Below are 24,166 nucleotides of genomic sequence, written 5' to 3'. Positions count from 1 at the left end.
ATCACCGCCTCCTCCACCTTCATCTCCAGGACCGGCGAGACGGCCGAATTGCGCAAGCAGACGCAGGCCGAGAACATGGGCTGGTATGCCGGCATCATTGAGGACATGTTCGGCTGAGAATCCGGTTCCGGGCGAAACAGGGCGCGCGCCGTGCTGGCGCGCGATTTTCTTTGGCGCGCGTTTTCGTGCAGCAGCTCAGCGCGCGATGGGCAGGCGCAGGGAAACCCGCAGGCCCGCGCCCCGGATGCTCTCGGATTTCAGCTCGCCGCCATGCAGGGCGGCAATGCTGCCGGCGATGGGAAGCCCCATGCCGAGGCCCTGATGGGCGCGGGAGAGGGACATATCGGCCTGCGCGAAGGGTTCGAGGCAGCGCGCGATATCCTCGGGCGGAATGCCTTCGCCGTCATCCTCGACGGTGAGCTTCAGCCCCTCGCCTTCCCGCGCCGAAATGAGGCGCAACGTGGTCGCGCCCTTGGCGTGTTCCAGCACATTCTGGACCAGGCGGGAGAGCGCGGAAGCGAGCAGCGTCTGGTCGCCCTCGAAATGCAGATTGCCCTCCTCCTCGCGCCGCTCGACACGGATGCCCGCCTTGGCGAGCGCCGGGCCATGAAGTTCCTGCATGTCATCGAAAAGCCAGCCGGGCGCGATCGGCTCGAAGGCTGGAACAATGCGCCCGGAGAGCATGTCCGAATAGGTCGCCATGTCCGCGAAGCTCTGCAGCAAACGCTTGCCAGATTCCTGCACAGCCTCGAGATGCTCTCGCATGGCGACGAGGTCGCCACTTTCGCGCGCTTCGGCGGCCAGCCGCGTGAAGCCGATGATCGCATTGAGCGGTGTCTTCATCTCGTGGCGCAGCACGCTCATGAGATTGTCCTTGGTCCGGCCGAGCAACTCGGCCTCCTTCTGCGCCTGCCGGGCCAGCGTCTCGTTGCGGGCCGCGCGGCAGACGAAGCGCAGGTAGTGGTCGAGAAGGGTCCAGTTGACCGGCTTCACCACGAAGGACGAGGCACCGAGCTCATAGGCGCGGTCGATCGCCATGGCATCATCGCGCGAGGTCACCATGATGATCGGCAGATCCGCCGTCTCAGGGCGGGCGCGCACATGCGCGATCACCTCGAGCCCCGACATGTCCGGCATTTCCATATCCACGATGAGGATGTCGAAACATCCCTCGGCGAGCTTGCGCAAGCCGGCATTCCCATTCTCCGCCAGGGTCACGTCGCGTCCCTGCATCATCAGGAACATGCGCGAGGTCTCGCGGTAGATCGGATCGTCGTCGACAACCAGCACCCGCAGCTTCCCGTTTCCGGCTGCAGCGGGCTGCGCCGGGCCCCGGGGAAGGATGTCGGGAACGGGCATCATGAAGAGAGAGCCTTTCAAACCAAGTCTAACGAGCCAAACCTTTCCCCTCGGTTACGGCATTAACCGGACACTCAGGCTTTTCAGCGATCTTGATCGCTATCAGCGCAATGCGCGGTCTCCGCTGCGGCCGTATCGCAATAGAAAGTCCTGAGCTTCCGTGACGATCCGCGCCCGGCTCCTTCTGTTGATTGTGCTGGCGATCACCTCGGCAACGCTGATCGTCAGCATCGCATCGGTGCGTCGCGAGGTGTTGCGATTCACCCAGGCCAAGCAGACGGAACTCGAGGCAACCGCGCAGGTCTTCGCTTCCGCCGCCGCAGAGGCGGTCACAAACAGCAATCGCGGCGAAGCCTTGCGGGTCCTGCGCGCGATGGCGCGGATTCCGGGCATCAACTATTCCGGAATCCAGCGTATCGACGGCAGCACACTCGCCGAACTGGGCCTCAACATCCAACTCGTGCGCGAGGCGCCGGCACCCGGTCCCTTTGCCGCGCTGACCCTGCTGATGCGCGACACGATGTCGGTCAGCGTGCCGATCATCTCCTCGGGGGAAGAGGTTGGCCGGTTGATCCTCCTGGCCGATACATCCAGCCTGTGGACCAATGCCTTGGGCATGATGCAGGACGCCGCCCTGGCAGGCTTGGCAGCCATCCTGATCGGTTTCATGCTGGTTTACCTGTTGCAACGTTCCATCGTGCGGCGGATCAATGCGATCGTGGACGGCATGGGGCAGGTGCAGAAGCGGCACGATTACTCCCAGCGCCTGCCCGAGAGCGGCCGCGACGAGCTGGCGCGCATCGCGACCGGCTTCAACGCGATGCTCGACGAAATCCGCACCCGTGACGACGAGCTCGCCCGCCATCGCGCCGCGCTGGAGGTGGAGGTCGAGGAGCGCACCCGCGATTATCGCCTCGCGAAGGAGGCCGCCGACGCCGCCAATGCCGCCAAGAGCGAATTCCTCGCGACCATGAGCCACGAAATCCGCACGCCGATGAACGGCATCCTCGTGATGGCGGAATTGCTGGCGGCATCCGACCTGCAACCGAAGCAGAAGCGCTTCGCGGATGTGATCGCGCGCTCCGGCGGCTCGCTGCTCGCGATCATCAATGACATCCTCGATTTCTCGAAGATCGAGGCCGGCAAGATCGAGCTTGAGACCATTCCGGTGACGGTGGAGGACATCGTCGAGACGGTGGCACAGCTCTTCGAGGAAAAAGCCCGTTCGAAGGGCCTCGACCTCTCGACCTATCTTGCGCCCACCGTGCCGGGCCGCATCGGGACCGACCCGACGCGCCTCAACCAGGTGCTGTCGAACCTCGTCAACAACGCGCTGAAATTCACCGAATCCGGCTCGGTGAACCTCACCGTCGATCGCGACCCGGAAAACCCCGGCAACCTGCGCTTCTCGGTGCGCGATACCGGCATCGGCATTGCCAGGGACAAGCTCGCCACGGTCTTCGATGCCTTCTCGCAGGCGGACCAGACCACCACGCGCAAATTCGGCGGCACAGGCCTCGGCCTTGCCATTTGCCGCCGCCTCGTCGAGGCGATGAAAGGACAGATCACCATCGAGAGCGAAGTCGGGGTGGGCACGGTCTTCCATGTCATCGTGCCGATCATCCACGTCGACCGGCTCGACAGCGAGCGCCAGGTCCGGCGCATCGGCTCCGGCAAGGTTCTGCTCGCGGTTTCCGGCCAGGCGACACAGGCCAATCTCGCCCGCTACCTTGAGGAATTCGGCTTCGAGGTGGTCGATGCGATCAGCGCCACCCTCGGCCGCGATGGTGGCGAACGCCGTCTCATCATCGCCGATTCCGTGCTCTTGAGCGATCCCGCGACCGCGCGCCTGATGCGACGGGCCCCCACCATCGCGTTGGGACATTTCGGCGATTCCGAAACGGATCGCCTCATTGGCGAAGGCAAGGCGATGGCCGGCCTCGTGAGGCCGATCGCGCGGCGCGACCTTTTCCAGACCGTGAGCGACGTGCTGAGCGGCGTGAGCCCGGCCCAGCGCGCCCGCGCCGATGCCCAGGCCGAGCATGACCTGCCGAAATTCCCGCGCCATCTCGTGCTGGTTGCGGATGACAACCCGGTCAACCGCGAGGTCATCATCGAGACCCTGCGCCGCTTCGACCTCGCTTGCGACACCGTGGCCGATGGCCGGCAGGCCCTTCAGGCCGTGCAGGCCAAGCGCTACGATCTCGTGTTCATGGACGGCTCCATGCCGGAGATGGACGGGTTCGAGAGCACGCGCGCCATCCGTGCCTGGGAAAAGAAAACCGGGCAACCGGCCCTGCCGATCATCGCGCTCACGGCGCATGTTGTTGGCAGCCACGCCGATGCCTGGAAAACTTCCGGCATGGACGGGGTGCTGCACAAGCCCTTCACGCTCGCCGCCATGGGGCGCATGCTGGAGACGCACCTCTTGGGGCGCACCCCGCATGCCGACCGCCGCATCGCGGCTGGCGATGCCACCTCTTCCGCCGCGCGGCATGAGCGCCTCCTTGTCGCCCCCGCGCCGCAGGTTTCGCCTCCCGACGCTGCCACGCCTGCCTCGTCTGCGCCGGCCCCGAAACCGCCCTCGCCTGCGCTCGCCACACAGGCGGAAGAGGATGTTCCCGTGCTGGACCCCACCACCACCGGCCAGCTTCTCGGCATGGTGAAGGGTGGCGGCGGCGCGGCAGTCGCCCGCATCTATCGCCTCTATCTCGAGAACGGGCCACCGGCCCTCGCGGAGATCGACGCGGCGATTGCGGCCGGTGACGCACCCCGGGTGGCACGCGCGGCCCATGCGCTGAAATCGATGTCACTCTCGCTGGGCGCGGTGCGCGTGGCAGGCTTCGCGGGCGAACTGGAAAAGGCTGGCCGGCAGGATCAGGCGAGGCTCTATCCCGGCCTGCGCGAACTCACGGCCAGCCATCTCGACGAGGCCTACGCCGCCATCGCGCGGCTTCAGGCCGAGAACGAGTTCACGACCGAGGACGCAGCAAGCGCGGCCTGAGCCTCAGCGCAGGGCACTGGCCGGCAGCCAGAACACCTCGCCCGCGCTCTCCTCCGTATCGAGCCAGGTGAAGGCGAGATGCGGGAATTCGACATCGAGCACTTCGCGATCAAGACCGATCTCGCAGAGCATGCCGCCCCCGGCATGGAGCTGCTCTCCCGCCTCGCGGAGGATGCGCCGCACGAGATCGAACCCATCAGGGCCACCATCAAGCGCCATCGCCGGCTCGTGGCGGAATTCTTCCGGCATCATCGCGATCGTCGCCTGATCGACATAGGGCGGGTTTGAAAGGATGAGGTCGAACCGCATGCCCTTCACGGGCGCGAAAAGATCGCCCTTGTGCAGCGTGACGCGATGCTTGAGGCCGTAATCCGCGACATTCTCGGCCGCCAGATCAAGCGCATCGGCCGAGAGATCGACCGCATGCACTTGCGCATTCGGGAAGGCATGCGCCGCGAGGATCGCGAGGCTTCCGCCGCCCGTGCACAGATCGAGCACGGAGGTGATCTCATTCGGATCATCGATCAGGCCCGAACCATCCGAGCCATCGAAGAGTGGCGAGAACAGGAGATCCGCCAGGAAGGAGCGGGGGATGATCGCGCGCGGATCGCAGCGGAACGAGAAACCATGGAGATAGGTGCGGCCCGTGATATAGGCGGCGGGGATGCGCTTCTCGATGCGCGTGGCGATGCGATCGCCGAGCATCGCCTTCTCGCGGGCCGTGAGGCGAGCATCGGCGAAGGCGTTGAAATCATCCACCGGCAGATGCAGGCTTTCGAGGATGAGGAAGGCCGCTTCATCCAGCGCGTTGGTCGCGCCATGGCCGTGGTGCAGGTTCGCCTGCCGGAAGGCGCTGACCGCATAGCGCAGGCAATCACGCAAGGTGGCGAGTTCGGCGAGCTCGGTGCGAGGATCGGGCTTGGTCATGCGCGGATGCGCTCCTTTCCGGCAACGAGCACCGGGAAAACGATCAGCAGGGATTGGGCGAGAAGGTTCAGGAAGCCGATCGGCGTCATCGCATCGGTGAGGAGGGCGGAATAGGGCAGCTGGAAGAGCCAGCTTCCGATCAGCATCTCCGCCAGCAGCAGCAGGATGAAGGCAAGGAACCCGATGGTCAGGGCATCCATTCGCCCTGCCGCTCCGGCGCGTCGCATGATGAGCAGCGCCGCGCCGAAGCTGATGGCCACCATGAAGGGCAGTTCGAGCAGCCGGCTCGCATCCGGGCCCAGATGGGGCTGGAGCAGCCCCACGCGCAGGGCGCCCAGAGCGAAGCCCGCGGCGAAGACCAGTCCGAAATAGCCAGTGCCCAGCGCGAGCACCCGCGCGAAGCTGATCTCGCCGCGTTCCATGGATCAGAAGAAAGCCTGAAGGCCCGTGATCGCGCGTCCCAGGATCAGCGCATGCACATCATGCGTGCCCTCATAGGTGTTCACGGTCTCCAAGTTCTGGGCATGGCGCATCACGTGGTATTCGGCCTGGATGCCGTTGCCGCCATGCATGTCGCGCGCGGCGCGGGCGATATCGAGCGCCTTGCCGCAATTGTTGCGCTTGACGATCGAGATCATCTCGGGAGCGAAACACCCCTCATCCATCAGCCGCCCCACACGCAACGAGCCCTGAAGCCCGAGCGTGATCTCGGTCATCATGTCCGCGAGCTTCTTCTGGAAGAGCTGGGTCTGCGCCAGCGGCTTATTGAACTGGTGACGGTCGAGACCATATTGCCGCGCGCGGTGGAAGCAATCCTCCGCCGCGCCCATCACGCCCCAGGAAATGCCATAACGGGCGCGGTTGAGGCAGCCGAACGGCCCCTTGAGGCCGGCAACATTCGGAAGCAGCGCATCCTCGCCCACTTCCACGCCATCCATGACAATCTCGCCGGTGATGGAGGCGCGCAAGGAGAGCTTGCCGCCGATCTTCGGCGCGGAAAGGCCCTTCATGCCCTTTTCGAGGATGAAGCCGCGGATCGCGTTGTCATGCGCTGCGCTCTTCGCCCAGACGACAAAGACATCGGCGATCGGGCTGTTGGAAATCCACATCTTGGAGCCGGTCAGCCGATAGCCGTTTGCGGTCTTCTCGGCGCGGGTCTTCATGCCGGCAGGATCGGAGCCGGCATCGGGCTCGGTGAGGCCGAAGCAGCCGATGAACTCGCCGGTCGCGAGCTTCGGCAGATACTTCATGCGCTGCTCTTCCGAGCCATAGGCGTAGATCGGGTACATCACGAGGGAGGATTGCACGCTCATCATCGAGCGATAGCCCGAATCGATCCGCTCGACCTCGCGGGCAACAAGGCCATAGGCGACATAGCCCGCAGCCGCACAGCCATATTTCTCCGGCAGCGTGACGCCCAGCAGGCCGAACTTGCCCATCTCACTGAAGAGCGCGGGGTCGGTCGTCTCGGAGAGATAGGCCTCCGTCACGCGCGGCAGCAATGCGCTTTGCGCGAAATCGCGCGCGGAATCGCGGATCATGCGCTCATCTTCGGTGAGCTGGTCGTCGAGGCGGAAAGGATCGGCCCAGTCAAAGGCTGCGAGAGAGGAAGGGGACGACATGATGGACCTCGAGGCCGGAATGGTTGGCGCGTCTGGCGCGCGCATGCCTCACTTCTAGCCAAGCACTGGCCAGCAAGGAAGCGCCGAGTTGCCGCGCGCGGGTTGCAAAACCGGCAGCGAGACGGATTGCCTTTGCCTCGCAAGGCCTCATGATGGGGAGGAAAGGCCAGGTTGCCTTCAAGGCAGGATGGCCTCGACCTTGCTAACGAGGAAGGGAGGCCCTTCCGGCAAGGGGCAGAGGGAGAAGACCAGGCGTGGAACCCGGCCCCTCACCGATCAGGTGGCGTTGGGGAGGACGTTGGGGAGGACGTGGCGGATGCCTGAGATTTTCGACGAGATGCGCGGTTCCGGTGATGGCATTCGCCCCGTTTTCCGCGAAATCGCGGAATGGTTCGAGCAGGCCCCGCGTGATCTGATCGCGAGCCGCCGCGCCGAGGCGGAGGCCTTCTTCCGGCGTATCGGCATCACCTTCGCGGTCTATGGCGACGAGCAGGGTGCCGAGCGCATCATCCCCTTCGATATCCTGCCGCGCGTCATCACCTCCGGCGAATGGACGAGCCTCTCGAAGGGGCTGGAGCAGCGGGTTACCGCGATCAACGCCTTCATCGCGGATTGCTATGGGCCGCGCGAGGCGGTGAAGGCCGGCATCATTCCGGAGGAGCTGGTTCTGCAGAACCCGGCTTTCCGCCCGGAAATGACGCGAATCCGCCCTGCCAAAGATGTTTACTGCCATATCTGCGGGATCGATATCGTCCGCACGGGGCCGGACCAGTTCCATGTGCTGGAGGATAATGCCCGCACGCCTTCCGGCGTTTCCTACATGCTGGAAAACCGCGAGGCGATGATGCGGCTCTTCCCCGAATTGCTGGGCCGCACCAAGATCAGGCCGGTGGATCAATATCCGGAGGAGCTTCTCGCCACCCTCCGTTCTGTGGCGCCGCATACCGCGCCGGGGGAGCCCACGGTCGTGGTGCTCACCCCCGGTCCCTACAATTCCGCCTATTACGAGCATTCCTTCCTGGCTGACCGCATGGGCGTGGAACTGGTGGAGGGGGGCGATCTCTTCGTGCGCGGCAATGTCGTCTACATGCGCACGACAGAAGGGCCCAAGCGCGTGGACGTGATCTATCGTCGCGTGGATGACGAATTTCTCGATCCCCTCGCCTTCCGTCCAGATAGCGCTTTGGGTGTGCCGGGGCTGCTCTCCGCCTACAAGGCGCGCAATGTGACCATTACGAATGCAGTGGGCACGGGTGTGGCGGATGACAAGGCCGTCTATTCCTACATGCCGGAGATCGTCCGCTTCTTCACCGGCAAGGATGCGATGCTTGCCAATGTCGAGACCTGGCGCTGTCGCGAGCCCGCGGTCCTCGGCCATGTGCTCGCGCATATTGGCGAACTCGTGGTGAAGGAGGTGAATGGCTCGGGCGGCTACGGCATGCTCGTCGGCCCGCATGCGACCAGGGACCAGCGCGAGGCCTTTGCCCGGAAGGTGAAGGCGAACCCGGATAACTACATCGCCCAGCCCACTCTCGCGCTTTCCACGGTCCCCTGCTTCGTGGAGGAGGGCCTCGCGCCGCGCCATGTGGATCTCCGGCCCTTCGTGCTGTCCGGCGCGGACAAGATCCGCATCGTGCCGGGCGGGCTCACGCGCGTGGCGCTGAAAAAGGGCTCTCTTGTCGTCAATTCGAGCCAGGGTGGCGGCACGAAGGATACGTGGATCGTGGATGCCGGCCCGGCCGGCAACGCCTGATCCCGACGGAACGCGAAGGACTTCGCCATGCTCGCCCGCACCGCCGACAACCTCTTCTGGCTCTCTCGTTATGTGGAGCGCGCCGAAAGCCTCGCGCGCATCCTCGATGTCGCGCTGCGCCTCGCCACCCTCCCCTCGGCCTATGCCGGCACCTCGAACGAGTGGGAAAGCGCGATCGACACCGCCGCCTGCAGAGAGGCCTTCCATGCGGCCTATCCGGTCGCGAACGAGAAGAACGTCACCGCCTTCATCATTGCCGGGGAGACCAACCCCACCTCCATCCGCCGCTGCATCGAGATCGCGCGGCACAATGCGCGGGCCGTGCGCACGGCGATCACCACCGAGGTGTGGGAAATCCTCAACGAGGCCTGGAACCACCTGCAGAAGGTGAACCTGAACCAGATGAGCGGCCAGGAGCTCACGCGATTTCTGGCCTTCGTGAAGGAGGTGTCGCTGCGCTTCGACGGCACGGCCTACCGCACGATGCTGCGCACGGACCATTACTGGTTCCAGCGCCTCGGCATGTATGTCGAGCGCGCCGAAAACACCGCGCGCCTGCTCGATGTCAAATACCATGTCGTGCTGCCGGAGCCCGAACCCGTGGGCGGCGGCCTCGACTATTTCCAGTGGTCGTCGCTGCTGCGCGCGCTCTCGGCGCTGAATTCCTATCACCTGATCTATCGCGAGAGCATCCGGCCCTGGCTGGTGGCGGACTTCCTGATTCTCAGGCCGGAACAGCCGCGTTCGCTGATCTCGACCTACAAGAACCTCAACGATGTGCTGGATCTGCTCGCCGAGCGCTATGGTCGTCAGGGACCGAGCCAGCGCCTCGCCCGCTCGACCTTCGCGGAATTGGGCAATGTCGATACCGCCAGCCTCTTCCAGCAGGGACTGCATGAATTCCTGATCGGATTCCTCGCGCAGAACAATCGACTGGGGATGGCGATTTCCGAGCAATATCTGCAATAGACCCAGTGTTCCTCCCCGCGAGGGCCGGCCGCGAACGGATTTTTCGATGCGCCTCAGACTGAGACACGAGACGAATTACGATTACGCCGAGCCCGCGCGTGGCGCGATTCAGGTTCTTCGGCTCACGCCCCGCAACCATGCGACGCAGTTCGTGCGGCGCTGGCGTGTGGAGATCGACGCGGACTGCCGGCTCGAACGCGACGAGGACGCCTATGGCAACATCACGCATATCTTCTCGATCGATGGCCCGATCGAGCGCATGCGCATCCTCGTCGATGGCGAGATCGACACCGGTGCCAGCGCTGGCGTGGTGCGCGGCAGCCTCGAGCGCTTTCCCCTCAGTTACTGGACCAGCGAAACGCCGCTGACCGCCGCCGGCGAGGGCCTGCGTGAATTCGCTTCCGACCTCTCCGCGCAGGACGGGGGCGACCCCTTTGCCTTTCTCCACCGCCTCAACACCACCATCTTCGAGAGTTTCACCTTCCTGCCCGGCGCGACGGACACCGCCACGCGGGCCGAGGAGGTTTTCCAGCACAGAAGCGGCGTCTGCCAGGATTTCGCACAGGTCTTTCTCGCTGCCGCCCGGCAGATGGGAATCCCCGCCCGCTATGTCTCCGGCTATTTCCTGCGCACGGATACCGACCAGCAGCAGGCCGGCCATGCCTGGGCGGAGGCGCATATTGCCGGCATCGGCTGGGTGGGGTTCGATCCCGCCCACGGGCTTTGCGCGGATGAGCGCTACATTCGCCTCGCCACCGGCCGGGATTATCTCGAGGCCGCGCCCATTCGAGGCTCGCGCCTTGGCGGTCAGGGCGAAAGCCTTTCCGTGCTGGTCTCGCTGCATGTGGGACGCGAGATCAAGGAACAGTAGAAATCGCGAGGGCTGCCGCTATAACGTGGCCCTCCTCGGACAGGGATACGAAGATACTGCAATGACCTATTGCGTCGGCATCATCAATCGCGACGGCCTTCTCATGATCGCCGATACGCGCACCAATGCGGGCCTCGACAACATAGCGACCTTCCGCAAGCTGCATGTCTTCCGCGTTCCGGGCGAGAAAACCTTCGTTTTGGCCACCGCCGGCAATCTCGGCTTCACGCAGAGCGTCATCTCCATCCTGCGCGAGGGGCTGGAGCGCGAGGAGGGGCGCGTCGAGCGGCTGGTCGATCAGGACAGCATGTTCCAGGCTGCGCAATTCGTGGGCGAGGTCATCCGCCACGTCTATCGCACCGATGGCAATGCCATCGAGCAGCACGGCGCCTCGCTGGAGGTCTCGATGCTGCTCGGCGGGCAGATCAGGGGCCGCAGCCTGCGCCTCTTCATGCTCTACAAGGCCGGCAATTTCATCGAGGCGACGACCGACACGCCCTATCTGCAGATCGGCGAGCACAAATACGGCAAGCCCATTCTCGACCGCGCGGTGACCTTCAACACCGACATCTACGACGCGCTGAAACTGGGCCTGATCTCCATGGATTCGACCATGCGTTCCAACCTCGGCGTCGGCCTGCCCATCGATATCCTGGTGATGCGGCGCGACGCGATCGACCCCGAGGTCGAGCATCGCATCGAGGCGGGCGAGCCTTATTTCCACGATCTGCGCGAGCGCTGGTCCGCCGCCCTCCGCAAGGCGCATAACGACATTCCGCCGCCACCCTACGGCCAGAAGAAGAGCTGAAACGCCATGTTCGCCGATTTGTCCCGCGCTGCCGCGCTCACGCGCGATCTCGTGCGTTGCGCCTCCGTCACGCCGGAGGAAGGCGGCGCATTGGCGCTGATCGAGGCGGTGCTGAAGCCCTACGGCTTTGATGTGCATCGACCGGTTTTCTCGGAAGCAGGTACAGCGGATGTCGAGAACCTCCATGCGCGTCTCGGCACGGAAGGCCCGGTTCTGGTGTTCGCGGGCCATACAGATGTGGTGCCCACCGGCGATGTTTCGGCCTGGTCGCGCGCACCTTTCGAAGGCGCGATCGAGGATGGCGTGCTCTGGGGCCGCGGGGCCTGCGACATGAAGGCGGGCGTGGCGGCTGCAATCGCCGCCGTGCTCGATCATCTCGATGCGGGCGGAAAGATCCCCGGCTCGGTGGTCTTTCTGATCACCGGCGACGAGGAAGGCCCTGCCTTGAACGGCACGGTGAAGCTGCTGGAATGGGCGACGGCGCGTGGCGAGCGTTTCGACGGCTGCATTCTTGGTGAGCCGACAAACCCCCAAGCCATGGGAGACATGATGAAGATCGGCCGGCGCGGCTCGCTCTCCTTCGATATCGAGGTCGAGGGCGTGCAGGGCCATGTCGCCTACCAGCATCTCGCAAAGAACCCGATCGACGGGTTGATGCGCTTGATGGCGGCGCTGAAGGCGACCCCTCTCGACCTTGGCACGCCGCACTTCCTGCCGAGCAATCTCGAATTCACGACCATCGAGGTGGGCAACAAGGCCCGCAATGTCATTCCCGGCGCGGCGCGCGTGGAAGGCAATATTCGCTTCAATGATCTCTGGACAAGCGTGACCCTCGGCGAGGAACTGAAACGTCGCCTCGCAGGCGTGAACGACGTTCCGGACTACCGCCTCGTGCTCCACCCCAGCAATGCGGAGGCCTTCCTCACCCCCCCCGGGCCGTTCGTGGAACTGGTGTCCGAGGCGGTGCAATCCGTGACGGGGCGGAAACCGGAGCTCTCCACTACCGGTGGCACCTCGGATGCACGGTTCATCCGGAACTATTGCCCGGTGATCGAATTCGGTGTCGTCGGCCAGACCATGCACAAGGTCGATGAGCGCGTGGCCATCTCGGATATCGACACGCTGACGGCGATCTATCGTCGGGCGATCGAGCGCTTCTTCAGGCTCTGATCAGGCCGGGCGGCGAAGGGGCACGGCCTCGATCGGGAGTTCGGCCGGCTTCTGCTCGAATTCCAGCGCCTCGATTCGCTCGCCGCGCTTCAGCACCTTCTCGGTGGAGGTGACGAGCCCGGCGACGTCCTCCTGCGTCTGGCGGAAATGGGTGTCGAGCTTGCCCGCTCGCTCGCCGATGCGGCGCACATCGTTGAGCAGCTTGCCAACCTCAAGCTGGATCATCCGCGCCTGATCTCGGATCGCCGCATCGCGCACGATGGCCTGCGCCACCTGCACCGCCATCAGCAGGAGCGACGGCGAAACGATGAGCACGCGCGCGCGATGCGCCTTCTGCACGAGATCCTCGAACTGCTCGGAGAGATCGGCGTAGAGCGCCTCGGAGGGCACGAACATCAGCGCGAGATCCTGGGTCTGCCCCGGCAAGAGGTATTTCTCGGAGATGTCCCTGATATGCACCTGAAGGTCATTGCGCACACGCTTTAACGAAGCCGCGCGCGCCTCCTCGCTCTGCGCCTCGCGAAGGGCCGCGAATCCTTCAAGCGGGAATTTCGCATCGACCACCAGTGGGCGATCATCCCCTGGCAGGCGGATGATGCAATCGGGCCGGGCGCGATTCGGAAGCGTGGCCTGAAACTCGAAGGCGCGCGCGGGCAAGGCGTCGCGGATGATCGCCTCCATGCGACCCTGCCCATAGGCGCCGCGCGCCTGCTTGTTCGAGAGCACATCCTTCAGGCTCAGCATCTCGCTGGCGAGCCCCTGGAGGTTCGCCTGCGCGGCGTCGATGACGGCGAGGCGCTCGTTGAGCTTGCCCAGATGCTCGGCAGCACGTTCGGCATTTTCCGAAAGCGTGGAATGCACGGTGCCGCGCAGGGAATCGAAGCGGTCGCCGATGGCGCGCGTGAGTTCCGCCTGCCGCGAGCCGAACACTTCCGCCATGGTCTGCATCCGGCCGGTCATCTCGGCATGAAGCCGGGTCATGGCCTCGAGCTTGTCGTCGAGCTCGCGCTGGCGCTCGGCAGCGGCGGCCTGCGCCTGGGCCTGTTCGCGGCGCGCGCGCAGCGCGATCATCAGCAGGCCGAGGAGCAGAAGCCCCGCGAGCATGCCCGCCGCAGCGATGGTCTCCGCAACCGTGATGGAAAGCCCACCGATGATCAGCACGACATCATTCATGAAGGTGACGCTAGCACGATTCGAAAGCGGGAACAAAATTGGAACGAATTGACCCCGTTCGCCGGGTTCGTTATGGCTCCGGCAATTCCAGTTTTCGCGCCGAAGCCACGCCATGAGCATTCGCAAACTTGTCATCCTTCCCGATGCGCGCCTGCGCCAGATCTCCGCGCCCATAGCGGGCATGGACAAGGATCTGCGCCGGTTTGTCGATGATATGTTCGAGACGATGTATGGCGCGCCGGGCATCGGGCTGGCGGCCATCCAGATCGGCGAACCAAAGCGCCTCTTCACGCTCGATGTTTCCAAGCGCGACGACACGCGCGAGCCCATGGTCGTGATCAACCCGGAGATCACCTGGAAATCGGACGAGTTGAGCAGTTACGAGGAAGGCTGTCTTTCCATCCCCGAACATTACGAGGAGGTGCAGCGCCCTGCGAAGATCCGGCTCAAATACCGCGACATCGATTTCAACGAGCGCGAGATCGAGGCGGATGGTATTCTCGCGACCTGCATCCAGCACGAACTTGACCATCTCAACGGCGTGCTTTTCATCGATTACCTCTCGAAGCTGAAGCGCGACCGTGTGATCAGGAAATTTGCCAAGGCCGCCAAGCGGAAGGACGAGGCGTGAGCCTGCGCCTGATCTTCATGGGCACGCCAGCTTTCGCAGTGCCCACGCTGACGGAAATCCTGGGGCAGGGCCATGAGGTGGTCGCGGTCTATACCCGCGCGCCGGCGCCTGGCGGGCGGCGGGGGCTCGATCTCGTGAAATCGCCGGTGCATCAGGCGGCGGAGCGCTTCCGTCTTCCCGTGTTCACGCCGAAATCCCTGCGCAACGCGGAGGCGCAAGCCGAATTCGCAAGCTTCGGCGCGGATGCGGCGATCGTCGTGGCCTATGGGCTGATCCTCCCCGTGCCGGTGCTGGAAGCGGTGCCACTGGGCTGCCTCAATCTCCATGGCTCCGCCCTGCCCCGCTGGAGGGGTGCGGCACCCATCCAGCGCGCCATCATGGCCGGCGACACGGAAACCGCCGTGATGGTGATGCAGATGGAGGAAGGGCTCGATACCGGCGCGATCGGCATGGCCGAACGCATCGCGATTTCCCCGGAGATGACCGCCGGTCAGCTGCATGACCGGATGATGGTGGTGGGCGCGGATCTGATGGTGCGCGCGCTGGCAGCGCTTGCGCGCGGCTCGCTCGGCTTCACGCCGCAGGCATCCGAGGGCGTGACCTACGCCGCGAAGATCACCAAGGAGGAGTGCCGGATCGATTTCTCGAAGCCGGCAACGGAAGTGCACAACCACATTCGCGGCCTCTCGCCCGCGCCGGGCGCTTTCTTCGAGGTGGAAGGCCGTCGCGTGAAGGTCCTGCGCGCGACGCCCGGCGAGGGCTCGGGCAATCCCGGCATGGTGATTGCCGAGAACGTCATCGCCTGCGGCACGGGCGCCATTCGCCTTCTCGAGGTGCAGCCCGCCGGCAAGGGCGTTATGAGTGCTGCGGATTTCGCGCGCGGCAACGGCTTGCCGGTCGGTTCCAAGGTCGGCTGATGCGCCGCTTCAAGCTCGTCATCGAATATGACGGCACGCCCTATCAGGGCTGGCAGAGCCAGGCGGAGGGGCGCGGCGTGCAGGATGCGCTGGAGCGCGCGCTCTGGGCCATCGAGCCTGATGCGCCGCGCCTCAAATGTGCGGGACGCACCGATGCCGGCGTGCATGCCCTGGGGCAGGTGAGCCATGTGGACCTTGCGAAACCCTGGACCGACCGCACGCTCCGCGATGCGCTCAACGCGCATCTGAAAATCGCCGGGGAGGCCGTGAGCGTGCTCTTGGCCGAGGCGACCGAGGAGCGCTTCGATTGCCGCCTCTGGGCGCGCCGGCGGCATTACCGCTACCGGCTCTTGAACCGCCCCGCCCCTTCCGCGCTCGACAGAAACCGCGTCTGGCACATCATCAAGCCGCTCGATATCGAGGCGATGCACGAGGCCGCGCAGTCCATCCTCGGGCAGCATGATTTCACGACCTTCCGCGCTTCCGCCTGCCAGGCGAAAAGCCCGATCCGCACGCTGGAAGAATTTCGCGTGTTCCGTGCGGGCGAGGAGGTGCATATCGAAGCGAGCGCCCGCTCGTTCCTGCACAATCAGGTGCGCTCCATGGTGGGATCGCTGGTGCAGGTGGGGCGCGGCATCTGGCCCGTGAGCCGCATGCGCGCGGCACTCGACGCGAAGGATCGCGCCCGATGCGGGCCGGTCGCGCCCGCCTGTGGGCTCTATTTCACGCGCGTCGATTACTGATCATGGCGTAATCAGCGTGCCCGCGCCATGCTCGGTGAGCAGTTCCAGCAGCACGGCATGCGGCACCTTGCCATCGAGGATCACCACGCCCTCCACGCCCTGCTCGATGGCGTAGATGCAAGTCTCGATCTTGGGGATCATGCCGCCTGAAACGGTGCCGTCGGCGATCAGCTCGCGGCACTGGTCCACGGTCAACTGCGGGATCAGGTTCTTGTCCTTGTCGAGAACGCCTGGAACATCGGTGAGGAGCAGCAGGCGCTTCGCCTTCATCGCGCCAGCGATGGCCCCGGCGAAGGTGTCGGCATTGACATTGTAGGTCTGCCCATCCTCGCCGATGGCGACGGGGGCGAGAACGGGGATGAGTTCCGCCTTCAGCACGGCATCGAGCACCGAGCGATCCACCTTGTGCGGATCGCCCACGAAGCCGAGATCCACCTCGCGCTCGATGTTGGAATCGGGGTCGCGAACGGTGCGGGAGAGTTTCCGCGCCATCACCATGTTGCCGTCCTTGCCGCACAGGCCAATGGCCTTGCCGCCTTCTGCCGAGAGCCAGCCGACGATCTGCTTGTTGATGGAGCCGGCGAGTACCATCTCGACAATCTCCACCGTCGCGGCATCGGTGACGCGCAAGCCGCCCTGAAACTCGCTTCTGATGCCGAGCTTGTCGAGCATCTTGCCGATCTGTGGCCCGCCGCCATGCACCACGATGGGCTTCACGCCCTGGAGTTCGAGCAGCACGACATCCTCGGCGAAATCCTCCGCCGCCGCCTTGTTGCCCATGGCATGGCCGCCATACTTGATGACCACGACTTCCTGATCGTAGCGCTGCATGAAGGGCAGCGCCTCGGCAATCACCTCGGCGCGGGTATGAACGTCGGGAAGCGTTTTCGTCATGGCGGGCCCTTCGCGGCAAAAAGCGTCCGTCGTCTTAGCGGAAAGCGCAGGAAGCTCAATCTCCAAGCGCAATCACCCGAAGCGGTTCTCGCCCGTGAAGGCGCTCACGGCGAGTGCCAGCCAGGCGAGGATCAGCGTGCTGCCGCCAAGGGGGGCGGCCATGCGGAAGAGCGGCTGGCCGGCCAGCGCCCGCATCGCGAGATCGCCCGAGAACAGCGCGAGGCCCAGAGCGAACAGCACCAGCACCAGCGCCCCGGCTCGCGAGCCCACGAGGCTCGCGCGGATCAGCGCCGCCAAAGCGAGCAGAACCGGCGCATGAAACAGCAGGAATTGCGCGGCAATCGTCAGGGTTTCGCCCCCGCCATGGCTCGCACGGGCCGAGGCGGCGACGCCCAGAGCGCCGGCCACAGCACCGGCGACCATCGCAAGCCGCGCGATCACTTCCATACCCAATCCGGCAAGGCGCCGCGCTCGGCCAAGAGGAAGGCGATGGCCGCGCGCAGTTCGGGAATCCCCTGCCCGGTCTTGGCGGAGGTGAGGATCACATCGGGATGCGCGGCGGGGTGTCGCGCGATCTTCGCCGAGATCGCGGCGGTCACGGCTTCCGCCTGCTTCGCGGTGAGTTCATCCGCCTTGGTGAGGATCACCTGAAACGGCACCGCGGCTGTACGAAGGGTCTCGAGAACCGGGTCATCCGTGGGTTTCAGCCCGTGACGGGCATCGATCAGCAGCAGCACGCGCGCAAGCTCCACACGGCCCCGGAGGTAATCGTGGATCATCCCGGTCCAGGCGGAGACCTTCTCCTTGCCCACGGCCGCGAAGCCATAGCCCGGCATGTCGATGAAGGAGAAGGCGCCCGAGACATCGAAGAAGTTGAGCTGCTGCGTGCGCCCCGGCGTGTGCGACGTGCGCGCCAGCGAGTTTCTTCCCGTCAAAGCATTGATGAGCGACGACTTTCCAACATTGGAGCGGCCGGCAAAGGCGATTTCCAGCCCGCGCGGAGGGGGGAGATCGGTGCTCTTTGCCGCCGCCCAGTAGAATTCGGGCTCGCGGGCAAAGAGGCGCCTCCCGGCTTCTGTGTAATCGGGCTTCGCGTCGGTCATCGCTGGCTCTCCGCGAAGCTCCGGAGCGGGGGAGTTACCCCCGCCTGAAGGTGGATTTCAGGTTGTCCCACAGCTCCACCTTGGTGCCGAGCTTCTTCATGATCGCATATTGCTGGAGCACCGAAAGGGTGTTGTTCCAGGCCCAGTAGATCACGAGACCGGCCGGGAACGAGGCCAGCATGAAGGTGAAGAGCAACGGCATCCAGGCGAAGACCGCCTTCTGGATGGGGTCCGTCGGCTCCGGGTTCATCTTCATCTGCACCCACATCGTGATGCCCATGATGATGGGCCAGACGCCGAGCATCAGGAATGGCCCGAACACCGGCACCGCGCCGGGGTTGAACGGCAGGAGGCCGAACAGGTTGAAGATCGAGGTCGGGTCGGGCGCCGCCAGATCCCTGATCCAGCCGAAGAATGGCGCGTGGCGCATTTCGATGGTGACGAACAGCACCTTGTAGAGCGCGAAGAAGATGGGGATCTGCACCAGCACCGGCAGACAGCCCGCCAGCGGGTTGATCTTCTCCTTCTTGTAGAGCTCCATCATCGCCTGCTGCTGCTTCATCTTGTCGTCGGCATAGCGGTCGCGGATGGCGAGCATTTCCGGCTGCACATGCTTCATGCGCGCCATGCTCTCGTAGGATTTGTTCGCGAGAGGGAAGAGCGCGAGCTTGATCAGCACGGTGACGATCAGGATCGTCACGCCGAAATTCCCCACGAGGTGGAACACCCAATCCATCAATCTGAAGAGCGGCTTGGTGATGAAGTAGAACCAGCCCCAATCGACGAGCCTGTCGAAGCTCTGCGCCTTCAGTGCCTCCTGGTAACCATCGATGACGTTCACTTCCTTGGCACCGGCGAAGAGGCGCATCGTGGCGGTGAGTTCCGCGCCCGGCGCAATCGTCGTTGCCTCGTTGATGGCCGCGGTCTCGTAAACCGGGCTCGTCGCCGCCCCGCTCGCACCGAAGGCGGCGGAGAACGGCTTGTCATGCGGAGGGATGAGCGCGGAAGCCCAGTATTTCTCGGTGATGCCGAGCCAGCCGCCCTTGTTGTTGGTTGTGAAGGTCTTGCTCTTGGTCTTCACGGCATCCGCGAAGGACATTTCCTGAAGCTTTTCGTCGAGAAAGCCGATCAGGCCCTCATGCAGAATGAAGAAGCCGAGCACGGTCGGCGTGCCATGGCGCGAGATGCGGCCGTAGGAGGAGAGCGCTATCGGATTGCCACCCGTATTCTTTACGCTGTCCGTCACGGTGAAGAGGAACTTGTCGTCCATCCCGATCACGCGGGTGAAGACGAGGCCTTGGCCGTTATCATAAGTCAGCGTCACGGTGCCGCCGGGCCGGAGAATCTCGGCATTGGCCTGCCAGCGCGTGTCCGGCCCCGGCACGGCCACATTCTGGCCGGCGGCAGGCAGCCAGCCGAAATCGGCGAAATAGGCATCCTGCGCGCCTTGCGGAGCGAAGAGCACGATGTTCGGGCTGCCGATCTCGACCGTCTCGCGGTAACGCACGAGGCTGAGATCGTCGATCCGGCCACCGATCAACGCGATCGAACCCGAGAGGTTCGGCGATTCGATCCTCACGCGCGGGGACAGCGCGAGCGCCTGCGCACGCGGCAGCTTCGCCCCGGCCGCGACCGTGGAGCCCGGCCCGGCAGGTGTCCCTGCGGTGTTCGCTGCACCCGATCCAGGGGGCTGGAGCACCGCAGAGCCGGGCTGCCCGGTTGCGGTCTGGCCCTGCACCTGTTGCTGGCGCTGCTGCTCCAGTTTCGGCATGCCGAAGAAGTAGTTCCAGCCGACCATGACGATCACCGACAGCGTGATCGCCAGGAGCAGGTTCCTGTTGTCGTCGGATTTCATCGATCCTGTTCCGTGTCGCCCCGCAGGGGAAAGGCATCCGGCCCCTCGCTCCCGGCGGGAGGAGACCAGGTGCCAAAGCTCGAATTGCGCAGGCCTTCTAAGCTGGAAGCCCGAAAATGCCAAGCAGGCCGATCGTGCTTCTTCCGATTATGGCGCCGCATTCGGGCGCGGCGGCTGGCCGCCCCCCTTCGCCAGGCGGAGAATGGCTTCGGCAAGCCCCTCCACAAGGCTATCGAAGGGCACCGTGAGGGCCTCGCGACGGCCAATGATCACGAAATCGCCGCCAATACCAACGAAATCCGCCCCCGCACGCCGGATGGCCTCGCGCAGGCGGCGACGGATGCGGTTGCGCTCCGGGGCATTGCCCGTCTTCTTCGTCACCGTGAAGCCGAATCGAAGTGGCAGCTCGCCCTCCGGCTTCCGGTGCTGGAGCGTGAAGCCCGGCCCATGCGCGCGCCGGCCGGCTGCGGCGGCCAGGAATTCCGGACGCTGACGCAGGGTGACCAAACGAAACGGGGGCGGATGGCCCAAGGCCCCGCCCCCATTTCGGGATTTCACAATGTCCGCCACTGGCGACGGGCAGGGCCGGATCCGAATGTGCTCAGGCCGAGAGCTTCTTGCGGCCCTGGCGACGGCGGTTCGCGATAACCTTGCGGCCACCCACGGTCGCCATGCGGGCGCGAAAGCCGTGGCGGCGCTTGCGAACGAGCTTGCTCGGCTGATAGGTGCGCTTCATGGGCGTCATCCTGCAAAAAAAGTTGCGTTTCTTCCGCAGGGTAGCCGGCTGTTCGCAACACCAGGGGTGCCCTTCGAACAAAAACGCGCCTCGAAAGGCGCGGCCTGCCACCCAACGCGGCAATTGATACCGGCTTAAACGGCAGGCGGGCTCAATTGTCAATCCCCAAATGCCTTCCCATCTCCGCCTTGATGCCTCAAGGGAACGTTCGGCATGCTGTGGCCTTGCGCATCGACCCAAACCCATGGCAGGGCTGATCAATCGGAGGCCTCCTGCGGTGGAAAAACCCGACCTTCTCATCCTCGGACTGGACCGACAGGCCCTCGAGATCGGGCTCGCCATTGCCACTTTGGGCGGAAAGGTCGTGGTTGCACGCACGGAAGAGACAGCCGTGACCCAGGCGATCCGCGATGGCGAGATGCTGGCGCGACTGGTGAGCGCGGGCGATCCCGTCGCATTCGAGGCCCGGCGGCTGGCGACCCTTGAGGATATTCGCCGCCAAAGAAGCACCGAGCGCCTGCGCGCAGCGCGCATCGAGGTGGCGATCGGGACAGCCCGTTTCCTGGATCGCAGGCGGGTTATGATCGACGAGGCGACATTCGAACCGCGCCGGGTTCTGCTGGCTTCGGGTCGCCAGGCCACTTTACCGCTGGAAGCGCTCCGGGCGCTGTTCGAGCATGGCGAGGCGCCCCGCCGGCTGATCCTGCGGGGTGCCTCGGCGGAGGCGCTCGATCTCGCCGGCCTCCTCATGCGGCTTGGCGCGCAAGTAACCCTGGTTAGCGAGAGCCCCGTCGCACTGGATTTCGACCCGGATGGCGTGCGGCTTCTGCTCGACCGCCTCGAGCGGCAGGGCCTCGCGCGCCTTTCCGCCATGCCCCCAGCAGGGCCGGCCGATCTCCCCGTTTGGGAGATCGGATCGCCGCTTCCAGCGCTTGATCGCTTCGAACTCGACAAGGCCGATATCCGGCTCCGTGATGGCCGTTTGGTGTTGCGGAACGGCTTCGAGACCACGAATTCGCGCGTCCTTGCGCTCGGTCGCGCCGCCGAGCCGGATCAGCCTGCTGACGCGAGCGCGGTGGCGCATCTCATTGGCCGCATGTTTTTCCGGCGATCCGGCAAATTCGGGCCGCAGCCCCGGTTGCGGCTGCTGGGGGGTGAAGGCGGGCTCGCCGAAACCGGCCTGACGGAGCGCGAGGTGCTGGACCGCGGAACCGTGCAGATTGCCCGCGCGGCCTTCGCGGATGCGGACCCCTCCGATCTCTCCGGAGGCTTCGTGAAGCTTCTGGGCGACCGCAAGGGTCGGCTGCTTGGAGCAAGCCTTTACGGCCCCGGCTCGGCCGAACGCCTGCCGATCCTCGCCTTGGCCCTCGGCCAGGGCCTGACCCTGACCGAGATCGCGCGCCTGCCCTTCCCTGCCGGATCGGCCAGCGATGGCATTCGCCTGGCCGCCGCCAGCCCGGCGCGCGGCCTTCTGCGTTCACCGGGGATCCAGCGGGCCTTCCGCCTCTTCCGGTTTTTCGGATGAGCGGGCCCGGGCGGCCCAACGGACAGGCGCCGATCCGGCCTTCCGCGCCGATCGGCCTGTTGCGCCCGGGCCTTTCCGGGCGATTGATGCTGCTTTCCGTGCTCTTCGTGCTGATCGCCGAGGTGCTGATCTATGTCCCCTCGATCGCCAGCTACCGCAACAGCTGGCTGAACGACCGCCTCGCGCAGGGCCGCGCCGCCGCGTTGGTCCTGGAACGCGCGCCGCCCGATTCGCTTCCCCGCGACCTGATCGACGACCTGCTCAGGGGCATGGATGCGACGATGATCGCGCTCCGCATCGAACAATCCCGCCGTTTGCTCGCGGTAGCGGCGATGCCGTCACCGGTGGAGGTGGAGATCGACCTGCGCCAGCGGCACCCCTTCGACGAGATCATGAGCGCCTTCGATATCCTGCTCTTCGGCTCCAGCCGCACCATGCGCGTGGTGGGCCCGGCACCGGGCGGCGGTGATTTCGTGGAACTGATCATCAACGAGCGGCAATTGCGGACGGCGATGCTCTCGTTCTCATGGTCGATCCTGCAGGTCTCGCTGGTCATCTGCGGCGTGGTGGCCGCCCTGCTCTACCTCGTGTTGAACATGCAGATCGTGCGCCCGGTCAAGGCACTGGCGGGCGCCCTGGCCCGCTTCCGCGATCAGCCGGAAAATGCGCTCACGCTGCTGAAACCCAGCCAACGCGCCGATGAACTGGGCGATCTCGAGCGTTCGATCGCCGATATGCAGGAAAGCCTGCGCCAGCAGCTGCGCCAGCGCGAGCACCTCGCGAATCTCGGCCTTGCCGTGGCGAAGATCAATCACGACCTTCGGAACATGCTCGCCTCGGCCCAGCTCATGGCGGATCGCCTCGCCGCGACATCCGACCCCAATGTGCAGCGCTTCGTGCCCAAGATGCTGGAAACGCTCGATCGCGCCATCGCCTTCTGCCAGGCGACCCTCGCCTATGGAAAGGCGCAGGAGCAGACGCCTAGGCTGGCACCGGTGGCGCTGCTGATGCTGGTGAACGATGTGGCCGAGCAACTGGCCCTGGGCCCGGAGAGCGACCCCGCCCTGCAGGTGGATATTCCTTCGAACCTGCGGGTCAGCGCCGATCCGGATCACCTGCATCGGGTGCTGACCAACCTCTTGCGCAATGCGCGATCGGCCCTGGAAAGCCTTCCGGCCGACCGGCCAAAGGTCATCCGGGTCGCCGCCCATGTCGAGGAAGGGCTGGTCTCGCTCGATCTGCGCGATTCAGGGCCGGGCATCCCGCCACGCATCCGTGAGACGCTGTTCCAGGCCTTCAGCGGCGGCGGGCAGCGCGGAAGCACCGGTCTCGGCCTCACCATCGCGCTGGAATTGCTGCGCGGCATGGGTGGAGACATGATTTTGATGGAAACCCCGGCCGGGCAAGGCGCGCATTTCCGGATCAGCCTTCCCGCAGCCGATGGCACGGGGTCGCGCATCTCGCGCGAAGGCAGGTGGGGCTGACGCCGGTCGAGGCGGCATCGCGGGGCATGGGATTTCCAGAAGGCGGACAAGGCTTTACTGGCCGGAATTGAATTTCATGCATCCTCCAGCCGAGCCAGAATTTCATCGAAAGGCACATCACGAAGCCCGCGAAAGATGCTTGCCCTTTCGAAACGATGCCGCTATCAAGCCGCCTTCCGCGATGCTTCGACATCGCTCGCGCGCCCGTAGCTCAGCTGGATAGAGCACCAGACTACGAATCTGGGGGTCAGAGGTTCGAATCCTTTCGGGCGCGCCATTTTTCTTCAATGGATCAACAACTTACCAGATCGCCCAACTGCGGCGAAACCGCCGAATTGCGACTGGTCGCGTATAGGTCGCATTTTCCGGTCGCGGGCGGCCGTCGGCGGCATCACGCCGCCACCGTCGAAACCCCATCGAGCCGCACGCGCACAGCCGCGACACCATTGCCTGCCGCCTCGATCGCAGTTCCGACCGGGAAGCGGCCCACCACCCTCTTTCCGGCGTCGTAACCCCTTGTTTCCGCTGACGGAGACTTCACGGACTGGCTGTCGATCACGGCCGCGGTGGGGCTCGCCTCGCGCCCTTGGCGCTCGCGATCGAGCATGAGTTCGACGTCATG

At 65.0% G+C, this 24,166-nt stretch carries 23 protein-coding genes, 1 tRNA gene and 1 pseudogene; 13 read left to right on the top strand and 12 right to left on the bottom strand.

Annotated features, from left to right (window positions below; genetic code table 11):
* Positions 1-117 carry an FCSD flavin-binding domain-containing protein gene (locus tag ACKODO_RS06080; protein WP_408982556.1) on the top strand — a complete coding sequence of 39 codons (117 nt, stop codon included), beginning with the start codon at positions 1-3 and terminating at the stop codon, positions 115-117.
* A 78-nt stretch (positions 118-195) separates the two neighbouring features.
* Here the strand turns inward: ACKODO_RS06080 and ACKODO_RS06075 are convergent, their stop codons facing one another.
* Positions 196-1,290 carry a hybrid sensor histidine kinase/response regulator gene (locus ACKODO_RS06075; protein ID WP_408982555.1) on the bottom strand — a complete coding sequence of 365 codons (1,095 nt, stop codon included), beginning with the start codon at positions 1,288-1,290 and terminating at the stop codon, positions 196-198.
* Between the two features lie 229 nt (positions 1,291-1,519).
* Between ACKODO_RS06075 and ACKODO_RS06070 the strand changes: the two genes are divergently transcribed.
* Positions 1,520-4,363, top strand: coding sequence for an ATP-binding protein (locus ACKODO_RS06070; RefSeq protein ID WP_408982554.1), 2,844 nt, complete (start codon positions 1,520-1,522; stop codon positions 4,361-4,363).
* Between the two features lie 3 nt (positions 4,364-4,366).
* On the opposite strand, the gene prmB is transcribed toward ACKODO_RS06070, so the two are convergent.
* From prmB to ACKODO_RS06055, 3 genes are read right to left on the bottom strand one after another with little or no spacing between them, the layout of a single operon-like run.
* Entirely contained in the window at positions 4,367-5,290 is a 924-nt protein-coding gene (prmB, locus tag ACKODO_RS06065) for a 50S ribosomal protein L3 N(5)-glutamine methyltransferase (RefSeq protein WP_408982553.1), read from the bottom strand.
* Positions 5,287-5,712 carry a hypothetical protein gene (locus ACKODO_RS06060; protein ID WP_408982552.1) on the bottom strand — a complete coding sequence of 142 codons (426 nt, stop codon included), beginning with the start codon at positions 5,710-5,712 and terminating at the stop codon, positions 5,287-5,289. The genes prmB and ACKODO_RS06060 overlap by 4 nt, the downstream gene beginning before the upstream one ends.
* A 3-nt stretch (positions 5,713-5,715) precedes the next feature.
* Positions 5,716-6,912: an acyl-CoA dehydrogenase gene (locus ACKODO_RS06055; RefSeq protein ID WP_408982551.1), complete on the bottom strand. Its 1,197-nt coding sequence runs from the start codon at positions 6,910-6,912 to the stop codon at positions 5,716-5,718.
* 316 nt (positions 6,913-7,228) lie between these two features.
* On the opposite strand from ACKODO_RS06055, the gene ACKODO_RS06050 reads away from it, so the two are divergent.
* From ACKODO_RS06050 to dapE, 5 genes are all read left to right on the top strand, one after another.
* On the top strand, positions 7,229-8,665 hold the full coding sequence (locus ACKODO_RS06050) for a circularly permuted type 2 ATP-grasp protein (protein WP_408982550.1): 1,437 nt from the start codon (positions 7,229-7,231) through the stop codon (positions 8,663-8,665).
* Between the two features lie 27 nt (positions 8,666-8,692).
* On the top strand, positions 8,693-9,634 hold the full coding sequence (locus ACKODO_RS06045; protein WP_408982549.1) for an alpha-E domain-containing protein: 942 nt from the start codon (positions 8,693-8,695) through the stop codon (positions 9,632-9,634).
* Positions 9,635-9,680: 46 nt separating this feature from the next.
* Positions 9,681-10,505 (top strand): transglutaminase domain-containing protein, encoded by an 825-nt coding sequence (locus ACKODO_RS06040; protein ID WP_408982548.1) that lies wholly within the window; start codon positions 9,681-9,683, stop codon positions 10,503-10,505.
* Between the two features lie 61 nt (positions 10,506-10,566).
* Positions 10,567-11,313, top strand: coding sequence for a peptidase (locus ACKODO_RS06035; RefSeq protein WP_408982547.1), 747 nt, complete (start codon positions 10,567-10,569; stop codon positions 11,311-11,313).
* 6 nt (positions 11,314-11,319) lie between these two features.
* Entirely contained in the window at positions 11,320-12,483 is a 1,164-nt protein-coding gene (dapE, locus tag ACKODO_RS06030) for a succinyl-diaminopimelate desuccinylase (RefSeq protein WP_408982546.1), read from the top strand.
* Here the strand turns inward: dapE and ACKODO_RS06025 are convergent, their stop codons facing one another.
* Complete coding sequence (locus ACKODO_RS06025; RefSeq protein WP_408982545.1) at positions 12,484-13,656, bottom strand: DNA recombination protein RmuC; 1,173 nt, start codon at positions 13,654-13,656, stop codon at positions 12,484-12,486. It abuts the gene before it with no gap.
* Positions 13,657-13,768: 112 nt separating this feature from the next.
* Between ACKODO_RS06025 and def the strand changes: the two genes are divergently transcribed.
* Genes def through truA form a run of 3 tightly spaced genes read left to right on the top strand, consistent with a single transcriptional unit; the run spans position 13,769 to position 15,947 of the window.
* Complete coding sequence (gene def, locus ACKODO_RS06020; protein WP_408982544.1) at positions 13,769-14,287, top strand: peptide deformylase; 519 nt, start codon at positions 13,769-13,771, stop codon at positions 14,285-14,287.
* The gene (gene fmt, locus ACKODO_RS06015) at positions 14,284-15,204 is read left to right on the top strand and encodes a methionyl-tRNA formyltransferase (RefSeq protein WP_408982543.1); all 921 of its coding nucleotides are present in this window, start codon (positions 14,284-14,286) and stop codon (positions 15,202-15,204) included. Before def ends, fmt begins: the two co-directional genes overlap by 4 nt.
* A complete protein-coding gene (gene truA, locus ACKODO_RS06010; protein ID WP_408982542.1) occupies positions 15,204-15,947 on the top strand; it encodes a tRNA pseudouridine(38-40) synthase TruA in 744 nt (247 codons plus the stop codon). Before fmt ends, truA begins: the two co-directional genes overlap by 1 nt.
* On the opposite strand, the gene argB is transcribed toward truA, so the two are convergent.
* From argB to rpmH, 6 genes are all read right to left on the bottom strand, one after another.
* Entirely contained in the window at positions 15,948-16,841 is an 894-nt protein-coding gene (gene argB / locus ACKODO_RS06005; RefSeq protein ID WP_408982541.1) for an acetylglutamate kinase, read from the bottom strand.
* Positions 16,842-16,913: 72 nt separating this feature from the next.
* Positions 16,914-17,288 carry a DUF423 domain-containing protein gene (locus ACKODO_RS06000; RefSeq protein WP_408982540.1) on the bottom strand — a complete coding sequence of 125 codons (375 nt, stop codon included), beginning with the start codon at positions 17,286-17,288 and terminating at the stop codon, positions 16,914-16,916.
* The gene (gene yihA / locus ACKODO_RS05995; protein ID WP_408982539.1) at positions 17,279-17,944 is read right to left on the bottom strand and encodes a ribosome biogenesis GTP-binding protein YihA/YsxC; all 666 of its coding nucleotides are present in this window, start codon (positions 17,942-17,944) and stop codon (positions 17,279-17,281) included. The genes ACKODO_RS06000 and yihA overlap by 10 nt, the downstream gene beginning before the upstream one ends.
* 34 nt (positions 17,945-17,978) lie before the next feature.
* Positions 17,979-19,799 carry a membrane protein insertase YidC gene (gene yidC, locus ACKODO_RS05990; RefSeq protein ID WP_408982538.1) on the bottom strand — a complete coding sequence of 607 codons (1,821 nt, stop codon included), beginning with the start codon at positions 19,797-19,799 and terminating at the stop codon, positions 17,979-17,981.
* A 147-nt stretch (positions 19,800-19,946) separates the two neighbouring features.
* Complete coding sequence (gene rnpA, locus ACKODO_RS05985; protein WP_408982537.1) at positions 19,947-20,330, bottom strand: ribonuclease P protein component; 384 nt, start codon at positions 20,328-20,330, stop codon at positions 19,947-19,949.
* A 70-nt stretch (positions 20,331-20,400) separates the two neighbouring features.
* Positions 20,401-20,535: a 50S ribosomal protein L34 gene (gene rpmH, locus ACKODO_RS05980; RefSeq protein WP_408982536.1), complete on the bottom strand. Its 135-nt coding sequence runs from the start codon at positions 20,533-20,535 to the stop codon at positions 20,401-20,403.
* A gap of 277 nt (positions 20,536-20,812) precedes the next feature.
* Here rpmH and ACKODO_RS05975 point away from each other — a divergent pair, with 277 nt between their 5' ends.
* The 3 genes from ACKODO_RS05975 (at position 20,813) to ACKODO_RS05965 (ending at position 23,821) form a co-directional block, all read left to right on the top strand.
* The gene (locus tag ACKODO_RS05975) at positions 20,813-22,060 is read left to right on the top strand and encodes an NAD-binding protein (RefSeq protein ID WP_408982535.1); all 1,248 of its coding nucleotides are present in this window, start codon (positions 20,813-20,815) and stop codon (positions 22,058-22,060) included.
* Positions 22,057-23,544, top strand: coding sequence for a sensor histidine kinase (locus ACKODO_RS05970; RefSeq protein WP_408982534.1), 1,488 nt, complete (start codon positions 22,057-22,059; stop codon positions 23,542-23,544). Before ACKODO_RS05975 ends, ACKODO_RS05970 begins: the two co-directional genes overlap by 4 nt.
* A 200-nt stretch (positions 23,545-23,744) precedes the next feature.
* A tRNA-Arg gene (locus ACKODO_RS05965) sits at positions 23,745-23,821 on the top strand.
* 204 nt (positions 23,822-24,025) lie between these two features.
* Here the strand turns inward: ACKODO_RS05965 and ACKODO_RS05960 are convergent.
* Positions 24,026-24,166, bottom strand: a pseudogene (locus tag ACKODO_RS05960) (IS5/IS1182 family transposase); the annotation flags it as partial.

This window comes from Rhabdaerophilum sp., assembly GCF_046092605.1.
Lineage (GTDB): Bacteria > Pseudomonadota > Alphaproteobacteria > Rhizobiales > Beijerinckiaceae > Rhabdaerophilum.
Note: the sequence above shows the minus strand (reverse complement) of the source record. Positions and strands in the feature narration are given on the sequence as shown.

Excerpts from the sequence above, each read along its gene's own strand:
- def (WP_408982544.1), top strand. The coding sequence starts at position 13,769 with ATGAGCATTCGCAAACTTGTCATCCTTCCCGATGCGCGCCTGCGCCAG.
- yidC (WP_408982538.1), bottom strand. The coding sequence starts at position 19,799 with ATGAAATCCGACGACAACAGGAACCTGCTCCTGGCGATCACGCTGTCG.
- yihA (WP_408982539.1), bottom strand. The coding sequence starts at position 17,944 with ATGACCGACGCGAAGCCCGATTACACAGAAGCCGGGAGGCGCCTCTTT.
- rpmH (WP_408982536.1), bottom strand. The coding sequence starts at position 20,535 with ATGAAGCGCACCTATCAGCCGAGCAAGCTCGTTCGCAAGCGCCGCCAC.
- dapE (WP_408982546.1), top strand. The coding sequence starts at position 11,320 with ATGTTCGCCGATTTGTCCCGCGCTGCCGCGCTCACGCGCGATCTCGTG.
- ACKODO_RS06000 (WP_408982540.1), bottom strand. The coding sequence starts at position 17,288 with ATGGAAGTGATCGCGCGGCTTGCGATGGTCGCCGGTGCTGTGGCCGGC.
- ACKODO_RS06055 (WP_408982551.1), bottom strand. The coding sequence starts at position 6,912 with ATGTCGTCCCCTTCCTCTCTCGCAGCCTTTGACTGGGCCGATCCTTTC.
- truA (WP_408982542.1), top strand. The coding sequence starts at position 15,204 with ATGCGCCGCTTCAAGCTCGTCATCGAATATGACGGCACGCCCTATCAG.
- ACKODO_RS06060 (WP_408982552.1), bottom strand. The coding sequence starts at position 5,712 with ATGGAACGCGGCGAGATCAGCTTCGCGCGGGTGCTCGCGCTGGGCACT.
- ACKODO_RS05970 (WP_408982534.1), top strand. The coding sequence starts at position 22,057 with ATGAGCGGGCCCGGGCGGCCCAACGGACAGGCGCCGATCCGGCCTTCC.
- ACKODO_RS06035 (WP_408982547.1), top strand. The coding sequence starts at position 10,567 with ATGACCTATTGCGTCGGCATCATCAATCGCGACGGCCTTCTCATGATC.
- ACKODO_RS06025 (WP_408982545.1), bottom strand. The coding sequence starts at position 13,656 with ATGAATGATGTCGTGCTGATCATCGGTGGGCTTTCCATCACGGTTGCG.
- ACKODO_RS06050 (WP_408982550.1), top strand. The coding sequence starts at position 7,229 with ATGCCTGAGATTTTCGACGAGATGCGCGGTTCCGGTGATGGCATTCGC.
- argB (WP_408982541.1), bottom strand. The coding sequence starts at position 16,841 with ATGACGAAAACGCTTCCCGACGTTCATACCCGCGCCGAGGTGATTGCC.
- prmB (WP_408982553.1), bottom strand. The coding sequence starts at position 5,290 with ATGACCAAGCCCGATCCTCGCACCGAGCTCGCCGAACTCGCCACCTTG.
- ACKODO_RS06040 (WP_408982548.1), top strand. The coding sequence starts at position 9,681 with ATGCGCCTCAGACTGAGACACGAGACGAATTACGATTACGCCGAGCCC.
- ACKODO_RS06045 (WP_408982549.1), top strand. The coding sequence starts at position 8,693 with ATGCTCGCCCGCACCGCCGACAACCTCTTCTGGCTCTCTCGTTATGTG.